The following is a 17,920-nucleotide window of genomic DNA, read 5'->3' as shown; positions in this document are numbered from 1 at the left end:
GTTACCGCCCTTTCGTCACCCGCACTCGTCCCTCTGCAAGGACATCGACACCGCAAGTACGTCGAGCTGCTCGGCGAGGCTCAGCATGTCGGTGTAGTCCCAGAGCTCGCGCAGCCGTCGGTCCTGGATTCGGTAAATGGTCAGGGCCGCGACGTCGATGGCATTCCCGGTCGGGGGGACGCCCATGAAGTCGTCGCGGTGCGTTCCCGTGAACCGATATCGAAGAATGACCTTGTCCTCATGCGAAATGAAGTCGTGAATTTGGAAGCGGAGGTCGGGGAATGCCTTCAAGAAGTGGAGCAGGTATCGGCGGAAGGCGGGGATGCCTCGCAGGCTGCCAGACGTTCCGTGGCGCTCGAAGCTCGGATGAATCACCGATTCGAGCCGGGATACTCCGGAGAGGTCCGTCTTCCAAAGTTGGTTGTAGTCGTTCATCACCTCGGCGAGCACGTCGTGCTTCATCGCGACTCCGCGAAGACCATGGCGCCATTGGTGACGATGAGGTCGTTGGCTTCGATGGCGCTGATCTCGCCGCGCGCGAGGCGATGGAGCAGCTCGTCGAGTGCTTGCTCCGGCTCATGGTCGGGAATGGGGTGCGTCGGGGGAACGACGATTTTCGACGTGGTGTCGTGCTTTGACGGGGTGTCGTGCTTTGACGGGGTGTCGCTCTTCGACGCGGCGTCGTGCTTTAACGGGGCCTCGCTCTTCGATGTGGCGTCGTGCTTTGACGGGGCGTCGCTCTTCGACGGGGTGTCGCTCTTCGACGGGGTGAGCGTCGCGGCGTACTCCGTGAGCTTCCGGATCGTGGAGTAGTTGAAAAAGTCGGTCGGTTTGATCTCGATCCCCAATGTGGTGTTGATGCGCTCGACGATGTCGACCGCGAGGACCGAATCCACCCCGAAATCGGAGTGAAGCCCGTCCAGGTCGAACTCGGAAGCGTCGATCTGGAGCACACCGGACATCGCCTCGAGGATCGCCGCGCGGACGCCGTCGAGCGTCGCCGTGCGGACGCCGTCGAGCGTCGCCGTGCGGACGCCGTCGAGCGTCGCCACGCGGACGCCGTCGAGCGTCGCCGTGCGCGCGGGCTCGCGGAGGGAGCGAAGCTCCTCGGCCACGTGGGGTTCGCAATCGGCAACGAGCACGGCCTGACCAGGGAGCTCTTGCTTGCCAGGTCGGGTCACGCTTTCGAAGCCGGCGGCGGCGAGGACGTGACGCCAGGCCTCCTCCGATAGGAGAGGGGAGCTCGCGATCCGGTGATCGTCTTCGTAGCGCCACCAACCTTCGAGGAGGCCGAAGACGAGCGTGGCAAATGGGCTGAACGCCGTGGTCTCGTTGAGCACGAGCCGGCCGCCATCGCGGAGCAGCTCACGCACGTGCCGCGAGGTCTCCGTGATACGGCGCGTGGCATGCAGAACGTTCGAGGCGAGCACCAAGTCGAACGAGCGCGGCTCGAAGCCCTGCGGTTCGATGGGCCGCTCGATATCGAGCTTATCGAACTCGACGAACGAATGCTTCGAACCGAAGACCTTGCGGCCATGCGTGAGAAAGCCGAGCGACACGTCCGTGTACACGTAGGTCACGCGCTCGGCAAAGGGCGCCAAGGCCGCGAGGACGCCCTCCGATGTGCCGCCGGTGCCCGCGCCGATCTCCAGGATGCGTAGGCGTCGTGAGCCCGAACCCTGGGCGCGTGCGGCGACGTAGGCGCGCACGCTGTCGGCGACCCGCGCGTTTTGATGGTCGCTGACCGGGTCTCCACGGTAGATCCGCTCGACGCGCTCCATCGACCCTCTCGGGAACACGACCTCCGTCGCCGTCTGCTCACCGCGGAGCACGTTCGGGTAGGCGCGCACGCACGCGGACAGGAGCTCGACATGGGCGGCGATCTCGGGGTGCCGTTCGACCAAGGCGCCCTTCTCGAGGTCGAGATCGGCCTCCGCGATATCGTCCACGAGGCTGGTCGCGATCACACGGTCGCCCTCGAGGCGCACGCAACGATCGCGCTCGAGGATCGCGAAGAGCGTCGGCCAGAGCCTCTCGTGTACTTTCGCGATGCCGATCCGCGCCCCGAGCTCTCGAACGGAGGATGCCTCGCCGGCTCTCCTCAGGGCCCCCATCTGCTGCATCGCGCGGACGAGGAGGCGCGATCCGAACGCATCGAGCGCACGATGGGCGGCCACGACACCGGAGACCGGCGGCTCCGCGAGCGGCCGAAATGCGAGGCCGCGCACGACCACGTGGGGGGCTCCCTCCGCGCTCGCGAGGGTGATCGTATATTCGCCCTGGCCATCGTCTGCGAGGTGCGCGATGCACGCGGGGCCGGGGGGCGAGAGAACGTCGACCTCGGCGGCGGAGAACGGCAGCCGCGCGCGCGATCCCGTCGAGCCGCCAGGGGCCGGCGCGATCGAAGCCACGCTCTGGAACGCCCCGTCGAGGAGCCCCGGGGATCGTGCGCGGGGCGCCTCCCCGTCGCATGCGGCCAATGCGGCGACCGCCTCGCCGTCCCCGGCCCGTACCTCCATGACCGTGCGGTATGCCGGTCCGTAGGTGAGGCCGGCGGCGGTGAGCGCCGCGTAGTGCGCGTCGCCCGTGGTCACGGTTCGAAGGCGCCCGCGCAGCTCCTCGACATGCACTCGGGGCACCGCGGTCGAAGTCTTTGGCAGCGCTGCCGCCTGGCCACGGCAGTGCACCACGCGTGCGCCGTCGGCTGCGCCCGTCGCGATCTCGAAGGTGAACGCCTCCGGCCCCGCCGCCTTCAGGACGACGCGCACGTCCAGCGGCTCGTCCACGAACAGTGGCCTCTGCCACACGACGTTTCGGAGGCGCACCTGGGCATCGGCGCCGAGCACGATGGCCGCGCAGCCGCGCGCGAGCTCGAGGTGCATCGCCGCCGGAAGGACCCGATGGCCCGCGACGACATGGTCCCGCAGCGCGGGATCCTCCGGCGAGAGCGTCCGTCGAAAGTGGAGCCCACCCTCGGCGAGGCTCGCGGCCGGATCGATCTGCATCGCTTCGCCCGTGTCGGCCACCCGCGGTTCGACCGTGTCGACCGTGGACGCGTCGCGGCCCGTGTCGGGAACCCAGTACCGATGACGGAGGAACGGATAGGTGGGCAAGGACATGCGCCGCCGCGTTCGCCCGGCCGGCAGCGAAGCCCACGCAAAGTCCACCCCGGATACCCAGAGACGCGCCAGCTTGTCGAAGTTCTCGACCCGCAGGATCGCCTCGAGGTAAGCGGTGCCCTCCGGTCCCTCGAGGAGGGCGCGGATCGCCTCGCTCTCGCTGCCGGCTCGGCCGCGATGGACACCCTGGATGTCGGGTGAATCTTCCGCGAACTGGCTTAGCTTGTTGCAGAGGTCCGCGACATCGCCGACCACGAACGCGACGCGCTCGATCATCGCCTCACGTCCGACTTGGAGCACATGCGCGAGATCCCCCAAAACGATCGGGCACGCAGGGGGCGCTTCGTACGTTCCCGAGGGCAGGCTGTCCGCGATCCACGTGGCCAACGCGCGCACCGTCTTGCGGTCGGTGACCTCGGGCGAGCGGCTCGCGATGCCGTGATGCCGGGTGAGGCGCTCGATCAGCGCAGAGAGCCCCATGGGATCGAAGCCGAGCGACTCCAGCGGTTCGTCGAGCTCGATGTTCGCCGGCGGCACGCCCAGCATCTCGGCCGCGGCCTCCGTGACCTCGGCGATGATTCGATCGGCACCCCGACGTTGGAGCTCGCCCGGGGGCGCGGCCAGCTGGGGCAAAGACCGGCGGGCGAGATGATCGCGGAGAGCCCGCGCGTATTGCTTCAACTGTCCTTCGGTCTTGGCCGAAAGGACGACGAGCTCGCGGCTCGCCGCTTCGTTGCGCGGGGCGCCGATGTGCTCTTCGACGACCATATGGGCGTTCGAACCTCCGGCGCCGAACGAGCTGATGACCGCGATGCGCGGCTTGCCCTCCTTGCGCGGCCACGGCTCGCGTCGCGTTTGGACGCGGAAGGGCGAGTCTCCGAGCCCGAGGTGTGGGTTTTGGGCGTCCGCGTGCAGCGATGGTGCGAGCACGCCGTGCTTCATCTGAAGCAGGACCTTCGTCAGCGCCGCGATCCCAGCCGCCGACTCCAGGTGGCCGATGTTCGACTTGATCGAGCCGATCGGCACCGATTGCTTCGCGAGAGGCTCGTCCCCGAAGGCGCGCGCGAGGCCGGCGATCTCGACCGGGTCTCCGAGGGCCGTGCCCGTTCCGTGTGCCTCCACATAGCCGATATCGCGGCCGCTCACGCCGGCCCGCGTGAACGCGTCGGCGATGACCTCGGCTTGGGCCCCGGGGGCGGGGACGGTGTAGCCGTTCGTCCGTCCGCCGTGATTCAGCGCCGTGCCTCGCACGATGGCGTAAATGTGATCGCCGTCCTCGAGGGCCTGATCGAGCCGCTTGAGCAGGATCGCACCGACGCCCTCGCCGGGCACGTATCCATCGCCGCCCTCTCCGAAGCTGCGGCACCGCCCGTCGGTCGACGCAAACTTGCCCTGACTGAGCTGCAGGTATTTGTTGGGATGGACCGTGGTGTTGACGCCGCCGGCCAGCGCGATGGTGCAGTCTCCGTTGCGGATGGCCGCGCACGCGAGGTGGATGGCCGTCAACGACGACGAGCACATGGTGTCGACCGCGAGGCTCGGCCCTTTGAAATCGAAGAAGTACGAGACGCGGTTGGCGATGGAAGCCTGGACATCGGCGGGGACGAAGCCTTGCCGCTGCATCGCGGCCGACGCGCCATACAACTGATACTGCGCGTACATGGCCCCGACGAAGACCCCGACCTTCTGATCGCGCAGCGAGGCTCGCGTGTATCCGGCGTCTTCGATCGTGTGGTGCGCCGTCTCGAGGAACAACCGCTCCTGCGGTGAGATGAGCTGGGCTTCGCGCGGTGAGATGCCGAAGAACAGAGGATCGAACGACAGGGCGGACGCCAAAAAGCCACCCCACTTCGTGTAGCTGCTGCCGGCCTTGCGCTCGGGATCGAAGAAGGGGCCGTGGTCCCATCGATCGCGCGGTATCTCGGTGATGCAGTCGCGGCCCCTCTCGAGGTTGTCCCAAAGCTCATCGAGTGTTTCGGCCATGGGGTAGCGACCGCTCACGCCGACGATGGCGATCGCGTCGCCGTCCTTCGTCCCGGAGGCCTTCGGGCGCTCGCGGCCCGCGGGGTCCCGATGGCTGCGGCTCGATGCGACGGGCCTCGGTTCGGCGTTTCGTGACGCGCTCGGATCGATGTCGAAGCGCTTCGCGGCCGCGGGGTACCTCGCGGCAAGGTGGCGTGACACCTCGACGACCGTTTTGGACTCGAAGAACAAGGTCGTCGGGAGCTCGCCGAAGTCCTCCTGGAGGGCGCGGGTCAGGTTCATCACCATGACCGACTCGAGCCCGAGGCTCTCGAACGGAGCCTCCACATCGAGCCGCGCGGCGGGCAACTGGAGCTCCTTTGCGAGGAGCCGGGCCACATGCTTCACCAGCCCTCCGCTGGGGGCCGCGGTGGAGGGGAGAACCTCTTTTTTCGCGGGGCCCGCGCCGAACCATGCGAGGATTTTCGCCCGGTCCCCCACGAACACGCCGCGCTGCACGTCGTCACTCGCGAGCGCCGACTCCAACGCTCGGACCCCCGCGGCGGCGGGGAGCGGGACCCAGCCGAGCACGTCGCGAAGGTACGCGTGCGCGGAGGCGTCGACGTTCATACCGCCGTCTTCCCAGAGCGGCCAATCGATGGAAACCGTGCGCCCGACGCGCTGCCCCGCGGCCCTCCGCCGCTCGCGTTCGGCCGCAAACGCGTCGAGGAAAGCATTGGCAAACGCGTAGTCGGCCTGCCCCGCGTTGCCCATGAGGGCCGTCGCCGATGAGAACAGGGCGAAGAAGCGCAGCGGTAGCTGCCGCGTCGCCAGGTCGAGATGGCGGGCGCCGGCCACCTTCGGATCGAGCACGGCGGCGGCGTCCTCGCGCGTCTTGCGCGACACCAAACGGTCGCGCAAGGTCCCCGCGAGGTGAAGCACGCCATCGATGCGACCGAAGCGCCCCATCGCTTCGTCGACGATCCGTCGCGCCCCGTGCGCATCGGAGACGTCGGCCGCGACATAGATCGCCTCGCCTCCGAGCGCCGCGAGTCCGTCGAGGAAGCGCTGGCGGTCCGCGTCCAGCCGGGAGCGGCCCGAGAGCACCAGGCGGGCGCCAAAGCGGCGCGCGAGCTGTTCGGCGACCGCCCTGCCGACACCACCCATGCCGCCCGTCACGACGTACACCCCTCCGGCCTCGAGGAGGCTCGCCTTGGGCGACGGCGAAACGTCGGCCACCTCCGAGAGGTGCCGAACCTCGCGACCTCGAGGACCCACGCGGACCTCATCGCCCGCCGCACCGGCGCCGATCTCCGCGAGGATCGCCCTTGCGCGCAGTTCCACGTCGGACGCCTCGAGCGCCAAGGTCGAGGTCACGAGCGCCGGGCTCTCCTTCGGCAGGGTCTTGGCCAGGCCTCCCATCGCGGCATAGAGCGGCTCGGGAGCACCGCGGTGGAGCGGATACGCGAAGACGATGCGGACGTCTCTTCGTTCGCCGGGCGGCGCGGCGGCGCGCGCCTCGAGGAGCGACTTGGCGAGTTCGAGCATCGTATGGAACCCGGCCTCGGTCATGGCTGCCGCATCGTTTGCGTGGCCTGCGTCGCCTACGTCATTCGCGTCGTTGTGCAGAGCGATCGCATGGACGATGGAATCGGGGATGGCGCGGCGTAGGGCGGCCGTCGCTCCCGCGGGGGAGACGCGCGTGATCGTCGCGCTGCTCCTCTGCCGCATGGCGTTCGCCAGACGATCGTCGCGGTCGATCACCATCACGTGAGAACCGGACGGTATGGGCTCTCCTGCGGAGATCGCGGCGCTCACCCACGTGGGTCGAAGGACGACCATCTCGTGAACCGCACCCGCACCCGTTCGCATCGGTGCGACGGAGAGACCGAGGATGCGGCCGACGACCCCCCCGCTCGAATCGGCGATCGTCAGATCGTAGCTGCGCGACGCTCCTGCGCGACGCGGCGCGTCCGTCTGCCGCGCGTGGACCGTGCAAACGTCGGGGAGCCGCCCGGCGATCTCCAGCCGCTCGAACGCGATCGGTACCTCCACGGAGCCCGCCGGCATTTCCGTTGCGAAGGCAACCGTGCACTGCATGCACGCATCGAGCAAGGCCGGGGCGAGGACCTCGCCAGGGCGCGCCGGCGCGATGCGATGGACGGTGGCGAGCGCTTCACGGTCTCCTACGAGCACGTGATCGAGGCCGCGAAAGGACTCCCCGTACACGAGGCCGAGCGCCGCGAAGGTCCGATAGCAAACCTCCGCCTCCAGTCGCTGGGGGCACGCCGCGCGAAGGCTCGCGACATCTAGCGCCTCGGCCGCCTCGGGCGCTTCGTCGCCGCGACCCGTGCGGAGCGTTCCGCGAGCATGAATCGTGGCGTTCTCGCCCGCGCCGGACGTGATGGTGAACGATACCGCGCCGCCGTCTCCATCCGCCGCCAAGGTGACGTCGATCTCCTGCGCGTCGCCCGCGGCCACCACGACGGGCGCTTCGAAGACGACCTGCTCGATCGCCACGATGGGCCCGGCCTCGAAGAGCTCGGCGGCCGCCCGCGCCATTTCGATCATCGCGGCGCCGGGGAGGATCGCGCGCCCGCTCACCCGATGGTCGCGGAGGAGAGCTTCACGACCCTCGAGGCGCGTCGTGAACCGCGGCTTCCCCAAGGTCGAGGTGTTGCGATGAACGAGAGGATGAAGCCGGGCGCCCGTGGCCGCAGAGGTCTCGGGCCAGTGGCGTTCGCGCGCGAACGGGTAGCCGGGGAGCGACACCGGGCGCGGACGCGGGGGGCGGGGCCCCGCCAGACGCGAGAGGTCGACATCCTCTCCATCCCGCCACGCGCGCGCGGCGGGCGGTAGCTCATCGGGCGTCGTCTCGCCGCGCGCCACGGCTCGGAGCTTTCGTATGGCGTCCGTCAGGTCGCGCGAGGTCAATACGCTGCGCTGCTCGAGGGCATCGCGCCCGCGGAGCGTCTCCGCGACCCGGGCGAGGTCGAGCTCGCGATGCTCCTCGAGGTGGTCGGCGAGCCGCCGCGCGAGAACCCGGAGCTGCTCTTCGGTTCGCGCGGAGAGCGCCAGGAGCTCGTCTCGGTCGCCGGCCGCCACCTCCGCGGCTACCTCGCCGGCCTCCTCGCGCCACTCCTCGACCACGAGGTGCGCGTTCGAGCCGCCCGCGCCAAAGGAGCTGATCCCCGCGATGCGCGGGATTTCGCGTCCGCCCGCGATCGGGCGACCCCACTCCCCGAGCTCGCGTTGGAGCCGAAACCGGGTGTCGTCGAAGTCGATGTTGGGGTTCAGACGCTCGGAGTGGATCGACGCCGCGAGCTTGCCATGCTTCATCTGGAGCAAGACCTTGGCGAGGCTGGCGATACCCGCGGCCGACTCCAGGTGCCCCACGTTGGACTTGATGGATCCAACCGCGCAGGGAGGGCCGTCGTCGCGAGGTCCGAACGCGTTGACGAGGCCCGTGATCTCGATGGGATCTCCGAGGGACGTGCCGGTGCCATGCGCTTCGACATAGGTGACGTGGTTTGGGTTCACGCCGGCGCGCGCGAGGGCCGCGCGCACCACGTTCGCCTGGGCGTGCGGGTTTGGAACGGTGTATCCATTGGTCTTTCCGCCGTGATTGAGCACGCTGCCGCGCAGCACGCCGTGGATGCGATCCCCGTCCGCGAGCGCGCGCGCCAAGGGCTTCAGGATCACGGCGCCGACGCCTTCGCCGGGGACGTATCCGTCGCCACCTGCGCCGAAGCTGCGGCAGCGCCCATCGCTCGACGCGAAGCGCCCCGCCCCCAGATCGAGCAGCTTGGCCGGGTGGATCGTGACATTGACCCCGCCCGCCACCGCGACCTCGATGTCGCCGCGCGCGAGCGCCTCGCACGCGAGATGGATCGCCGTCAGCGACGAAGAGCACATGGTGTCGACGGCGAGGCTCGGTCCGTGGAAGTCGAAGAAGTACGAGACCCGGTTCGCGATCGACGCGTACGAGTTTCCGAGAAAGAGGGGATTGCCTTTGAGCGCCTCCTCGGCCTCGATCAATTGATATTGCGAGTACATGACGCCCACGTACACGCCGACTTGCTTGCCCCCGATTCGCCGCGGGGAGAGCGCCGCATCTTCGAGCGCGTGCCAAACCTCTTCGAGGAAGAGGCGCTCCTGCGGGTCCATGCGTTCGGCTTCGCGCGGTGACACCCGGAAGAACGCTGCGTCGAACGTGTCGACGTCGCGGAGGAAACCGCCCCACTTCGTATACGTCTTACCCGGCGTTCCTTTCTCGAGGTCGAAGCTCGCCCGCCAATCCCAGCGCTCGGCCGGGACTTCGGTGATGCAATCCCTGCCCGCTTCGAGGTTCTTCCATAGCTCGTCCAGATCCTCGGCCAGCGGAAAGCGGCCGCTGATTCCGATGATGGCGATCGCATGGTTCGACGCCTCGCCTGCCTCGTTTGCGACCTCGCCTGCATCGTTCGCGACCCCGCCCCGGTGCGCGCGAGGCGCTCCTTCGGGCGCCATGCGCTCGGGCGAGCGAGGGGCGGGCAAGGCAAGGCGCTCGGATGCTTCGCGATGATGCTCGGCGAGGTATCGGGCGAGCGTCGCGATCGTCGCGTGCTCGAAGAGGAGCGTCTTCGAAACCCGACCGTAGTGTTCCTCCAACACACGATTCAGGTTTACGACCATCACCGAGTCGATGCCGTATTTCTCCAGCGGCTGGGCGGGGCTGACCCGGTCGATGGGGACCCGCGCCTCGGCGGCGACGATCCCGCAAAGCCAAGCTTGTACCGCCAGGGCGAGGCTCGCCGTCGCGGTCCCACCCTCGCCAGGGGCCCCGAGGAGCGCAAAGCCTTCCTCGGCCGAGAGCTCTCCGGCGCGGATGCGTCGGAGGATGTCTTTGCGATTCGGATCACTCACCCGTTCCTCCAGTCGTCTGCAGCATGAGAGATGCTTCGTGCTCGCCGATTTCGCCCCGCTCGAGGCGGCGGAGGACGTCCAGCACGTCCACGGCAGGCGTGAGCGCGACACGGCCCGCGGCCGGCGCCTTGATCGCGAAGCCGTGCAAGGTGACGAGCGGGCGGCCCTCGTTGGTCACCAGCGCGACGTCGAACCGCCGCAGCGACGCGGAGGAGGAGTCGAGCTGCTTCATGTACGCATGGCAGTCGCCGTCGAGAAGGCCATGCACGGCGACCTCGTCGATGGCAAAGGGGAGAAACCGCGCACCGCCTCGTCGATCGAGCTCGAACGCCGCGACCAGTTGCAGCGCTCCGTCGAGGAGGGCAGGGTGGAGCGCGCGCGCCGAATCGCTCCCGGCCCTCGGCGGAAGTCGCAAGCGCGCAACAGCCTCCCGGTCGCCCGCGCGCACTTCGTCGACCGACGCCATCGCCGGCCCGTGCACCAAGCCCGTCGCCGCGATGCGCTCGTAGTGTTCGGAGCGGCGTATGACCCGTTTGCAACGCCGGAGGACGCCCTCGAGATCGAGCGAAGGCGCCGGTCTTTGCGCGTCCACCACCAGCTCGGCGCGGGCGTGGAGCGTTTGGCGATCGCGTTCACGAAGCTCGAAGCGGTGGGTCGTGCCGTCGCGGTGCACCGATCCGACCAAGCTGATGGGCGCGTCGCCGACGGTGATCGGTCGCTCGAGCACGAGATCGCGAAAGAGGGTCTCCCGCAGCCCGGCGCGTTCGGCGGCGCGCCGCGCGAGCTCCACGATCATCGCCGCCGGAAGCACCGGGCGGCCGTCGAGCCGATGGTCGGCGAGGAACGTCTCCTTGCCGGTAAAGGTCACGACGAGATCGCGCCCGCTCGGGGGCGCGTCGTTCCCATGCCCATTTTTTCCGTCGTCTGCGGGGGTGCGCGGGTTCTTCGGGCGAGCTCCGTAGGTCGTATCGTGGGCAGTGAACCAGTGGCGCTCGCGCTCGAACGGGTAGGTCGGCATGGGCAGGCGGAGCATTCGGTCGCCGCGCCAGAGGCTCTCCCAGTCGACGTCCTCACCCGATCGATACCGCTGGGTCATCGCAGCCACCTCCGGGTCGGAGATGGGGGTGGGTCCCGCGACCGCGCCCTTCGAACCGGCGAGCACCGCGCGAATTCCGCGCCGGAGCTCGTCGAGGCTGCGGGCCGCGAGCACGGTCCGTTCGCCGAAGTGCGTGCGGCAAACTTGCAGATTGTAGGCCACCTCGGCGAGAGCGTGCTCCGCACCGCTGTCCAGCCACGCGAGCAGATCTTCCAGTTTGCGATGGAGGGCGCCTTTGGTCTCCGCCGCCAGCGGTAGGACATACTGGTCACGAGGGCGGAACACGGCAGGCCGGCGCGCGGGCGGCTCCTCGAGCACGGCGTGCGCGTTCGTTCCGCTGAACCCGAACCCGCTCACGCCGGCCCGTCGCGGGGCGCCTGGGGTAGGGTGCCACGCGGTCAGCTGGTCGTTCACGACGAAGGGCGTGTCGTCGAAATCGATATGGCGATTGGCCGATTGGAAATGAAGGGACGGCGGTATCTTCTCGTTGGCAAACGCGAGAACGATCTTGATGATCCCCGCGACACCTGCCGCCGCAGCCGTGTGACCGATGTTCGTCTTGATGGAGCCAATGCGACAAAATTCGTTTTTGTCCGTGAACTTGCGGAACGAATTGGTCAGCGCCTGGATCTCGATGGGATCGCCCAGCTTCGTTCCCGTGCCGTGTGCCTCGACATACGAGATCGTCGCCGGATCGATGCCGTGACCCTCGTAGACCGCGAGCTCCACCTCCGTCTGCGAGAGGCTGCTCGGGGCCGTGATGCCGTTCGTCTTGCCATCCTGGTTGATCGCGGTCCCTTTGATGACCGCGTGGATGTGGTCGCCGTCCGCGATCGCGCGGGCCAGGGGTTTGAGGACCAGCGCCGCGACACCTTCACCGGGTACGAAGCCATCGGCGGTGTCATCGAACGTCTTGCATTTGCCTTCGGGAGAGAGCATGTGCCCATTGCTGGTCACGACATAAAAGTCGGGCGCCATGCACAAGAACACGCCTCCGCAGAGGGCCATCTCGCAGTCGCCATCGAGGAGGCTGCGGCACGCGAGGTGGAGCGCGACGAGGGACGATGAGCACGCGGTGTTCACCGCGATGGCAGGGCCTTTGAGGTTCAGGAAGTAGGAGATCCGCGCGGAGAGGATCGACGCTTCGTTGCCCCAGAACGACTGGGCTTCTTTGACGACGCCCGCGGCGTTCATCCGAATCAGGTAGTCCTGCTGGCCCGCCCCGATGAACGCGCCGACCTTCTTTCCGCCGAGCGCCTTGCGCGAGTAGCCGGCATCCTCGAAGGCGCGCCAGGCTTCTTGCATGAAGAGGCGCTGCTGAGGATCCGTCTGGGCGGCCTCCTTGCCGGACATCTGGAAGAAGCCGGCGTCGAACTCGTCGATGCCATCGAGGAATCCTCCCCATTTGCTGTACGAGGCATCGAGCCGCGTCGGATCGGGGTCGAAGAAGCGCCCGAGATCCCAGCGGTCGGAGGGGATCTCCCGGACGCTATCCCGACCCTCGGCGAGGTTCTTCCAGAGCGCGTTCGTGCTCTCTGCCCCCGGAAAACGACCGGACATCCCGATGATGGCGATGTCCATCGCAGGGCCGCGGGGCGCGAGCTCTCGAACGTCCGGCGCCTCCGGTGCGACGGTCCGCATCGCCTCGCGCTCGGGGAGGGTCACGACCACCCGGCCAATCGTCTCGCGGTGCTCCTTGGCCGTGTAGGCGTCGCGCACCCGATGGAACGGGAACACCTTCGAGACGAAGGGCCTGATGCGCCCCGACTCCAGATACGACGCGAGCACCTCCAGGTAGCGCGCGCGCTCCTCGGGATGCCGGATGAAGTACTTCTTCGCGTTGAGGCTCACGAAGTGCTGGTTGTCGACGAGGTTCGACAGATCGATGGCCTTCGAGGTCTGGAGACCAAAGACGGCAATCTCGACATAGCGACCACTTGGAGCGAGCAGGTCGAGCCCCTTCTGCAAGGTCTCCCCGGCGACCGTATTGACGACGACGTCGACCCCATATCCCGCCGTCACCCGCCGGATCTCCGCGGCAAAGTCGCGCTCGCGGTAGTTGAGCGCGTGCGCGACGCCCATCCTGCGGAGAAATTCGACCTTCGGCTCGGAGCCGGCGGTGGCGAACACCTCGGCGCCGGCCAGCAGCGCGAGCTGCACGGCGATCAAACCGTTGGTGCCGGTGGCCGCTGGGATGAGGACCTTTTCGCCCCGCCGCACCTGGGCTTTCTCGAGCGCGAGGAACATGGCGAGGAACGCCGCAGGCAAGCCGCACGCTTCCTCGTGGGTCACGTTCGCCGGCTTCGGGACGACGAACGTGTCGTCGACGATCACGCGCGACGCTTGCCCGCCCATGGACGGACGCGTCAGGGCGATCACCGGGTCGCCGGGCTTCACGCGCGTCACCTCGGGGCCGACCCGCCGCACGACGCCGGAGCACTCGACGCCGGGCGTGAAGGGGAACTCGGGCATCATCGGGTAGAGGCCCTGCGCCGCAAGAAAATCCGAGAAGTTGATGGGAAAGGCGCGCACCTCGACCTCGACCTCGCCTTGCCGAGGTCCCCGCGGCGCCAAAGGCACGATGCGGAGATCCTGCGGCCGCCCGGGGCGCTCGAAGAGCACGGCTCGTAGCTCGGTGTTGGTAAAGTCCTCGCGCGGCGGGGCGGCGGGCGCGGGGCTTTCGGGCGCGCGGTTCTCGGGTGCGCGGTTCTCGGGCCTGGGGCTTTCGGGCGCGCGGTTCTCGGGTGCGCGGTTCTCGGGCCTGGGGTTTTCGGTCGCGCGGTTCTCGGGGGCGAGGGCGTGACCGAACGTCGCGACGATGTGGTTCGCCAGCTCTCCGATGGTGGGGTAGTCGAAGACGACGATGGTGCGCAGGACGATGCCGAGGGCGTCGTTGACCTTGTTGATCAACTCGACCCCGACGATCGAATCGACCCCGAACGACGCCAGCGGCTTGTCCGCGTCGATCGCGGCGGCCGGAAGGTTCAAGCAACTCGATACCGCCTCGAAGAGGACGGCGGCGACGCGGGCGTAGGCATTTTCGGCCGCGCGCTTCTCGGCCTTATCCGGCGCGCTGGGACGCGCCGCGAGGGCACGCTCGTTCGGGGGTGGGGACACGGTTTCCGTCTTCTTTGGTAAGGGCGTTGTCATGGGGAGCACTTCGGCGCGGGCGACGATGACCTGAAGCGGCAGATCGCGGCCGTCATCGCCGGTGCCGATCGCGACCGCATGACCGAAGCCCGCCCGTGCGAGTCGCTCGGTCCACATGCCGGCATCGAGCAGAGGGGATGAAGGCAGCCGCTCGTCTTCCTCCTCGTGAAGCCACCACCCCTCGAGGAGACCGAAGGTCACCGTCAAAAAATCCTGCACCCGCGTCGTCTCGTTCAGGACGATGGCGCCCCCGTCCCGAAGGAGGCGGCGCCCGTTGGTGAGCGCCCCATCGAGGTCTCGCGTCGCATGGAGAACATTCGCAGCGATGAGCACGTCGTAGCCTTGCGGCGCGAAACCTTGCGGCTCGAGGGGTTTCTCGATGTCGAGATGCCGCACACGGAGGAACGGATGCGCGCGTCCGAGCTTCGCCTCGGCGCTCTTGAGGAACCGCACCCCGATATCCGTGAAGTCGTAGGTCACATGATCCGCGTGCGCCGCGAGGGCGTGAAGTACCGGGCGCGTCGTTCCGCCGGTGCCCGCGCCAATCTCGAGGATCGCCGTTTTCTGACCGCGCGCCCGCCGTTCCAGGACGATCTGCGCGACCTCGCGCGCGACGTTGGCGTTCGTGTAGTCGACGGTCTCCTCTCCCTCGTAGACATCGCGGACCAGGTCCGTCGATCCATTGGGGAAGACGATGTCGGTTGCACGGACCCGCCCCGCGAGGACGTCCGCCAGTCCGCCGAGGCACGCGAGGAGCAGAGCGAGCCGCGCGGTCTGGCTACGACGGGTCGTGCGGATCGCGTGCGCGATGCGTTCCATGACACCGCGATGTCCCTCTGCCGAGACGGCCTCCGTTGCGACCAGGGAGCTCGACCCCTCGCGCCGGACGAATCCGCGCCGCTCCAAAATGTCGAGGAGCGCGCGAACCAGCCGCCGATATTCGGGTGCAGCGCCGAGGGTATCGGGCAAGGCCAAAAGCTCGTAGCGCTCACCCGGGCCGCGGAAGACGCCCAAGGTCCGCATGCTCTCGAGGACCCCGTGGCCGAGCAGCTCGCCCAGCGCCTCCTCGTCGCCGGCGCTCCGTGCGCGGCCGGCGAGGGGCGCCATCGCGATCCCCGGACGGGGAGGAGCCGGTGCGACGACCCCGAGCTCGGAGAGCACGCGCGCGTCGGCCTTGACGGCGATCACCTGCCGCGCATCGCCCGCGAGCACGCGCTCGATCGCCTCCATACCTTCGTCGGGCGTGATCGAGGCAAAACCGCGCGCGGCCGTCCGCTCCCGGTACTCGTCGGAGGCGACCACGCCGACCGTTCCCCAGAAGCCCCAATTGATGACCCGTACGGGGAAGCTCACACGCGCGGCGAGGTGCAGGGCGAAGGCGTCCTTGAAGGCGCATGCCGCCGCGTAGTTGCCCTGGCCCGCGGGGGTCGTGAACGAGCCCACCGACGAGAGGAAGAGCATGAAATCGAGCGGCCGCTCCGCGAAGACGTTCGCGAGGACGACGCTCCCCCTTGCCTTCGGCGCGAGCGCTTCGCGAAACCTCGCCTCGCTCATTCGCTCCACGATCCCGTCGCGGAGGACCATGGCGCCGTGAACGACCCCGTGAATCGCCCCAAACCGGCCCTCGATGGCCGTGACCGCCGCGCGCACGCTCGACAGATCCGTGAGATCGGCGGACACGTGGATGGCGCGGCCGGCCTTGACGAGTCGCTCGACGCGGATCGCGTCGTCGCCGCTCGGCGCGGTGCGCGTGATGAGCCCGACCCTGGCGTCCACGGTGGCGACGAGGTGTTCGGCGAGCCGCAGCCCAATGCCCCGGGCGCCGCCCGCGATCAGATAGGTACCGCCCCGGCGCAGCGTGGGCGTCTCTGTCCGCGGGAGGACGAGCGGCTCGAGCACCCTCACCAGACGCCGCCCGTCGCGGATCGCGACGTCCTCTCCTCGGCCCTGTGCGGGCTCGTCCACGATGGCCTGGGCCGCACCTTGGGGATCGCCCGCGTCCACGTCGAGGTACGCGACGGACATGCGCGGGTACTCCCGCGCGAGGACCTTCGTGAGGCCGGCGAGCCCGCTCGCGAAGGGATGGGCGATCCCGCGTCCGTCGGGATCCGTCGCCCCGCACGTGACCACCGTGAGGGCCGTGAGCTCCTGAACGCGCTCGCGCTCGCCCAGGTGCTTCATCAGCCGGAAGAGCGCGACCACGCCGGCTTCCTCGGCGAGGTCGAGGTGCGCGGGATCCAGGGCATCGACCGCGTCCGTCGCGCCTCCAAGGAAGTACACGCGGCGCGGCGCGGATACACGGCCGAGGGCGTTCAGAAAGCTCTGCGGTGCGGCGGGGTCGATCGCGAGGCGCGTCACGCTCCGTCCTGCCATCGGCTCGCGGGCGGCGATGGCATCGGCCAGCGCCGAGCTCCTCTCGGTGTGAATGATGAGGACGGGGCCCGCGCGGCGCGCAGCCTCGGAGGCCCTCGCCTCGGGCGATGGCGCTGCGGGGAGCGGCCGCGGACGATAGACCGGGGCGAAGAAGAAGTTCGCGAACGGATCCTCGCCCGCGCCTTGGTGCGCGCTCCGGCGAGGGCCGCGGAGGTCGCGGTCGCCCGCGATGCGCGGAGGTGCCTTGGCCTCCCGGACGGACACCTCCCGCAGAACGACGCAAGGCCGCCCTCCGTCGTCGAGGATGGCGACCTCGTAGCGATCGTGGCCGACCTTCCGCGCGTGCGTCCACCCCACGGCCGGGATCGGCCCGATCACCTCGATGCGTTCGGCGGCGAAGGGCAGCCGTGTCCTGTCGGCGTTCTCGGCGAGCGATGCGGTGTGGATCGTCTGAAGGGCCGCATCCATCATCGTGGGGTGCAGCACGTACGGTTCGGTACCGCCTGCATGGGCCACGCGGGCAAGCGCCTCGTCGCGTCCCGTGAAGACCTCACGGATGCCCTGGAACTTCGGTCCGTACATCAGATCGATCTGCGCCAGGCGCGCGTAGACCTCGGCCCCATCGAGGCGATGTGTGCATCGTGCACGTATGGCGTGGAGGGGCTCGCGCGGGGCGGTCTCGACCTCGGAGGTGTCGCGTACGGGCCTCGCTTCCCCGCGGGAGTGCCGCACGATCCGACCCTCGCCGCGGTGGCTGGTGATCTCGTAGCGGGCCGCGCCGCCGCCGGGCCGTACGTCGACCTGCACCTCGACCTCGCCCGCGGGGACGTCGAGCGGCTCGAGCCACACGACGTCGTGGAGATCGACCCGAGCGTCGAACCCTTCGAGCTGGGCGATCGCCGCGCGCGCCATCTCCAGGTGCGCGACACCCGGGAGCACCGGCCGTCCCTGCACCACGTGCTCTGCGACCACCGGCTCGTCGGGCCGGAGGGTTCTGTGGAAGGTCGACGCTCGTCCCGCGACGCGACCATCGAGCAAGGGATGTCGCGCGGTGCTCTCCGCGGGCACCGCCCGCTTCGCGATCCAATGACGCGTGCGCGCGAACGGATACGTCGGGAGGGACACCCGCCGGGGCGCGCGCCCATCGTGGAGCTGCTTCCAGTCGACGCTCGCTCCCGACACCCATGCGCGCGCGAGCGAGGCGGGATCGCGCAGGTCACCCGCCGGGTGCGCCGTTTTCGCATCGGCTACGCCGCCGAAGCTCGCGGCCGTGAGCCCCCCGTGCTCGGCGAACGCACACAAAGCCTCGATGAGC

General features: G+C 68.9%; 3 protein-coding genes (1 of these 3 running past the window's edge). All 3 read right to left on the bottom strand.

Features of this window, described 5'->3' with window-relative positions; translation table 11 throughout:
* Positions 1-15: 15 nt before the first annotated feature.
* Tightly spaced (each overlapping or abutting the next), the 3 genes in view from LZC94_21215 to LZC94_21205 form a layout consistent with a single transcriptional unit that may run on beyond the window.
* Positions 16-462, bottom strand: a complete 447-nt coding sequence (locus LZC94_21215) for an ester cyclase (GenBank protein ID WXB19732.1) — start codon at positions 460-462, stop codon at positions 16-18.
* A complete protein-coding gene (locus tag LZC94_21210; GenBank protein ID WXB19731.1) occupies positions 459-9,986 on the bottom strand; it encodes an SDR family NAD(P)-dependent oxidoreductase in 9,528 nt (3,175 codons plus the stop codon). The genes LZC94_21215 and LZC94_21210 overlap by 4 nt, the downstream gene beginning before the upstream one ends.
* Positions 9,979-17,920 carry the 3' end of an SDR family NAD(P)-dependent oxidoreductase gene (locus tag LZC94_21205; GenBank protein WXB19730.1) on the bottom strand. It continues 11,177 nt past the right edge of the window, so only the last 7,942 of its 19,119 coding nucleotides appear in the window; the start codon falls outside the window, past its right edge; its stop codon occupies positions 9,979-9,981. The genes LZC94_21210 and LZC94_21205 overlap by 8 nt, the downstream gene beginning before the upstream one ends.

This window comes from Sorangiineae bacterium MSr11954 (assembly GCA_037157815.1).
Classification (GTDB): Bacteria; Myxococcota_A; Polyangia; order Polyangiales; family Polyangiaceae; genus Pendulispora; species Pendulispora albinea.
The sequence above is the reverse complement of the archived record's forward strand: the minus strand, read 5'-3'. Positions and strand labels throughout refer to the sequence as shown.

Bases quoted from the DNA above. Each gene is read 5' to 3' on its own strand.
- LZC94_21215 (WXB19732.1), bottom strand. From the start codon at position 462: ATGAAGCACGACGTGCTCGCCGAGGTGATGAACGACTACAACCAACTT.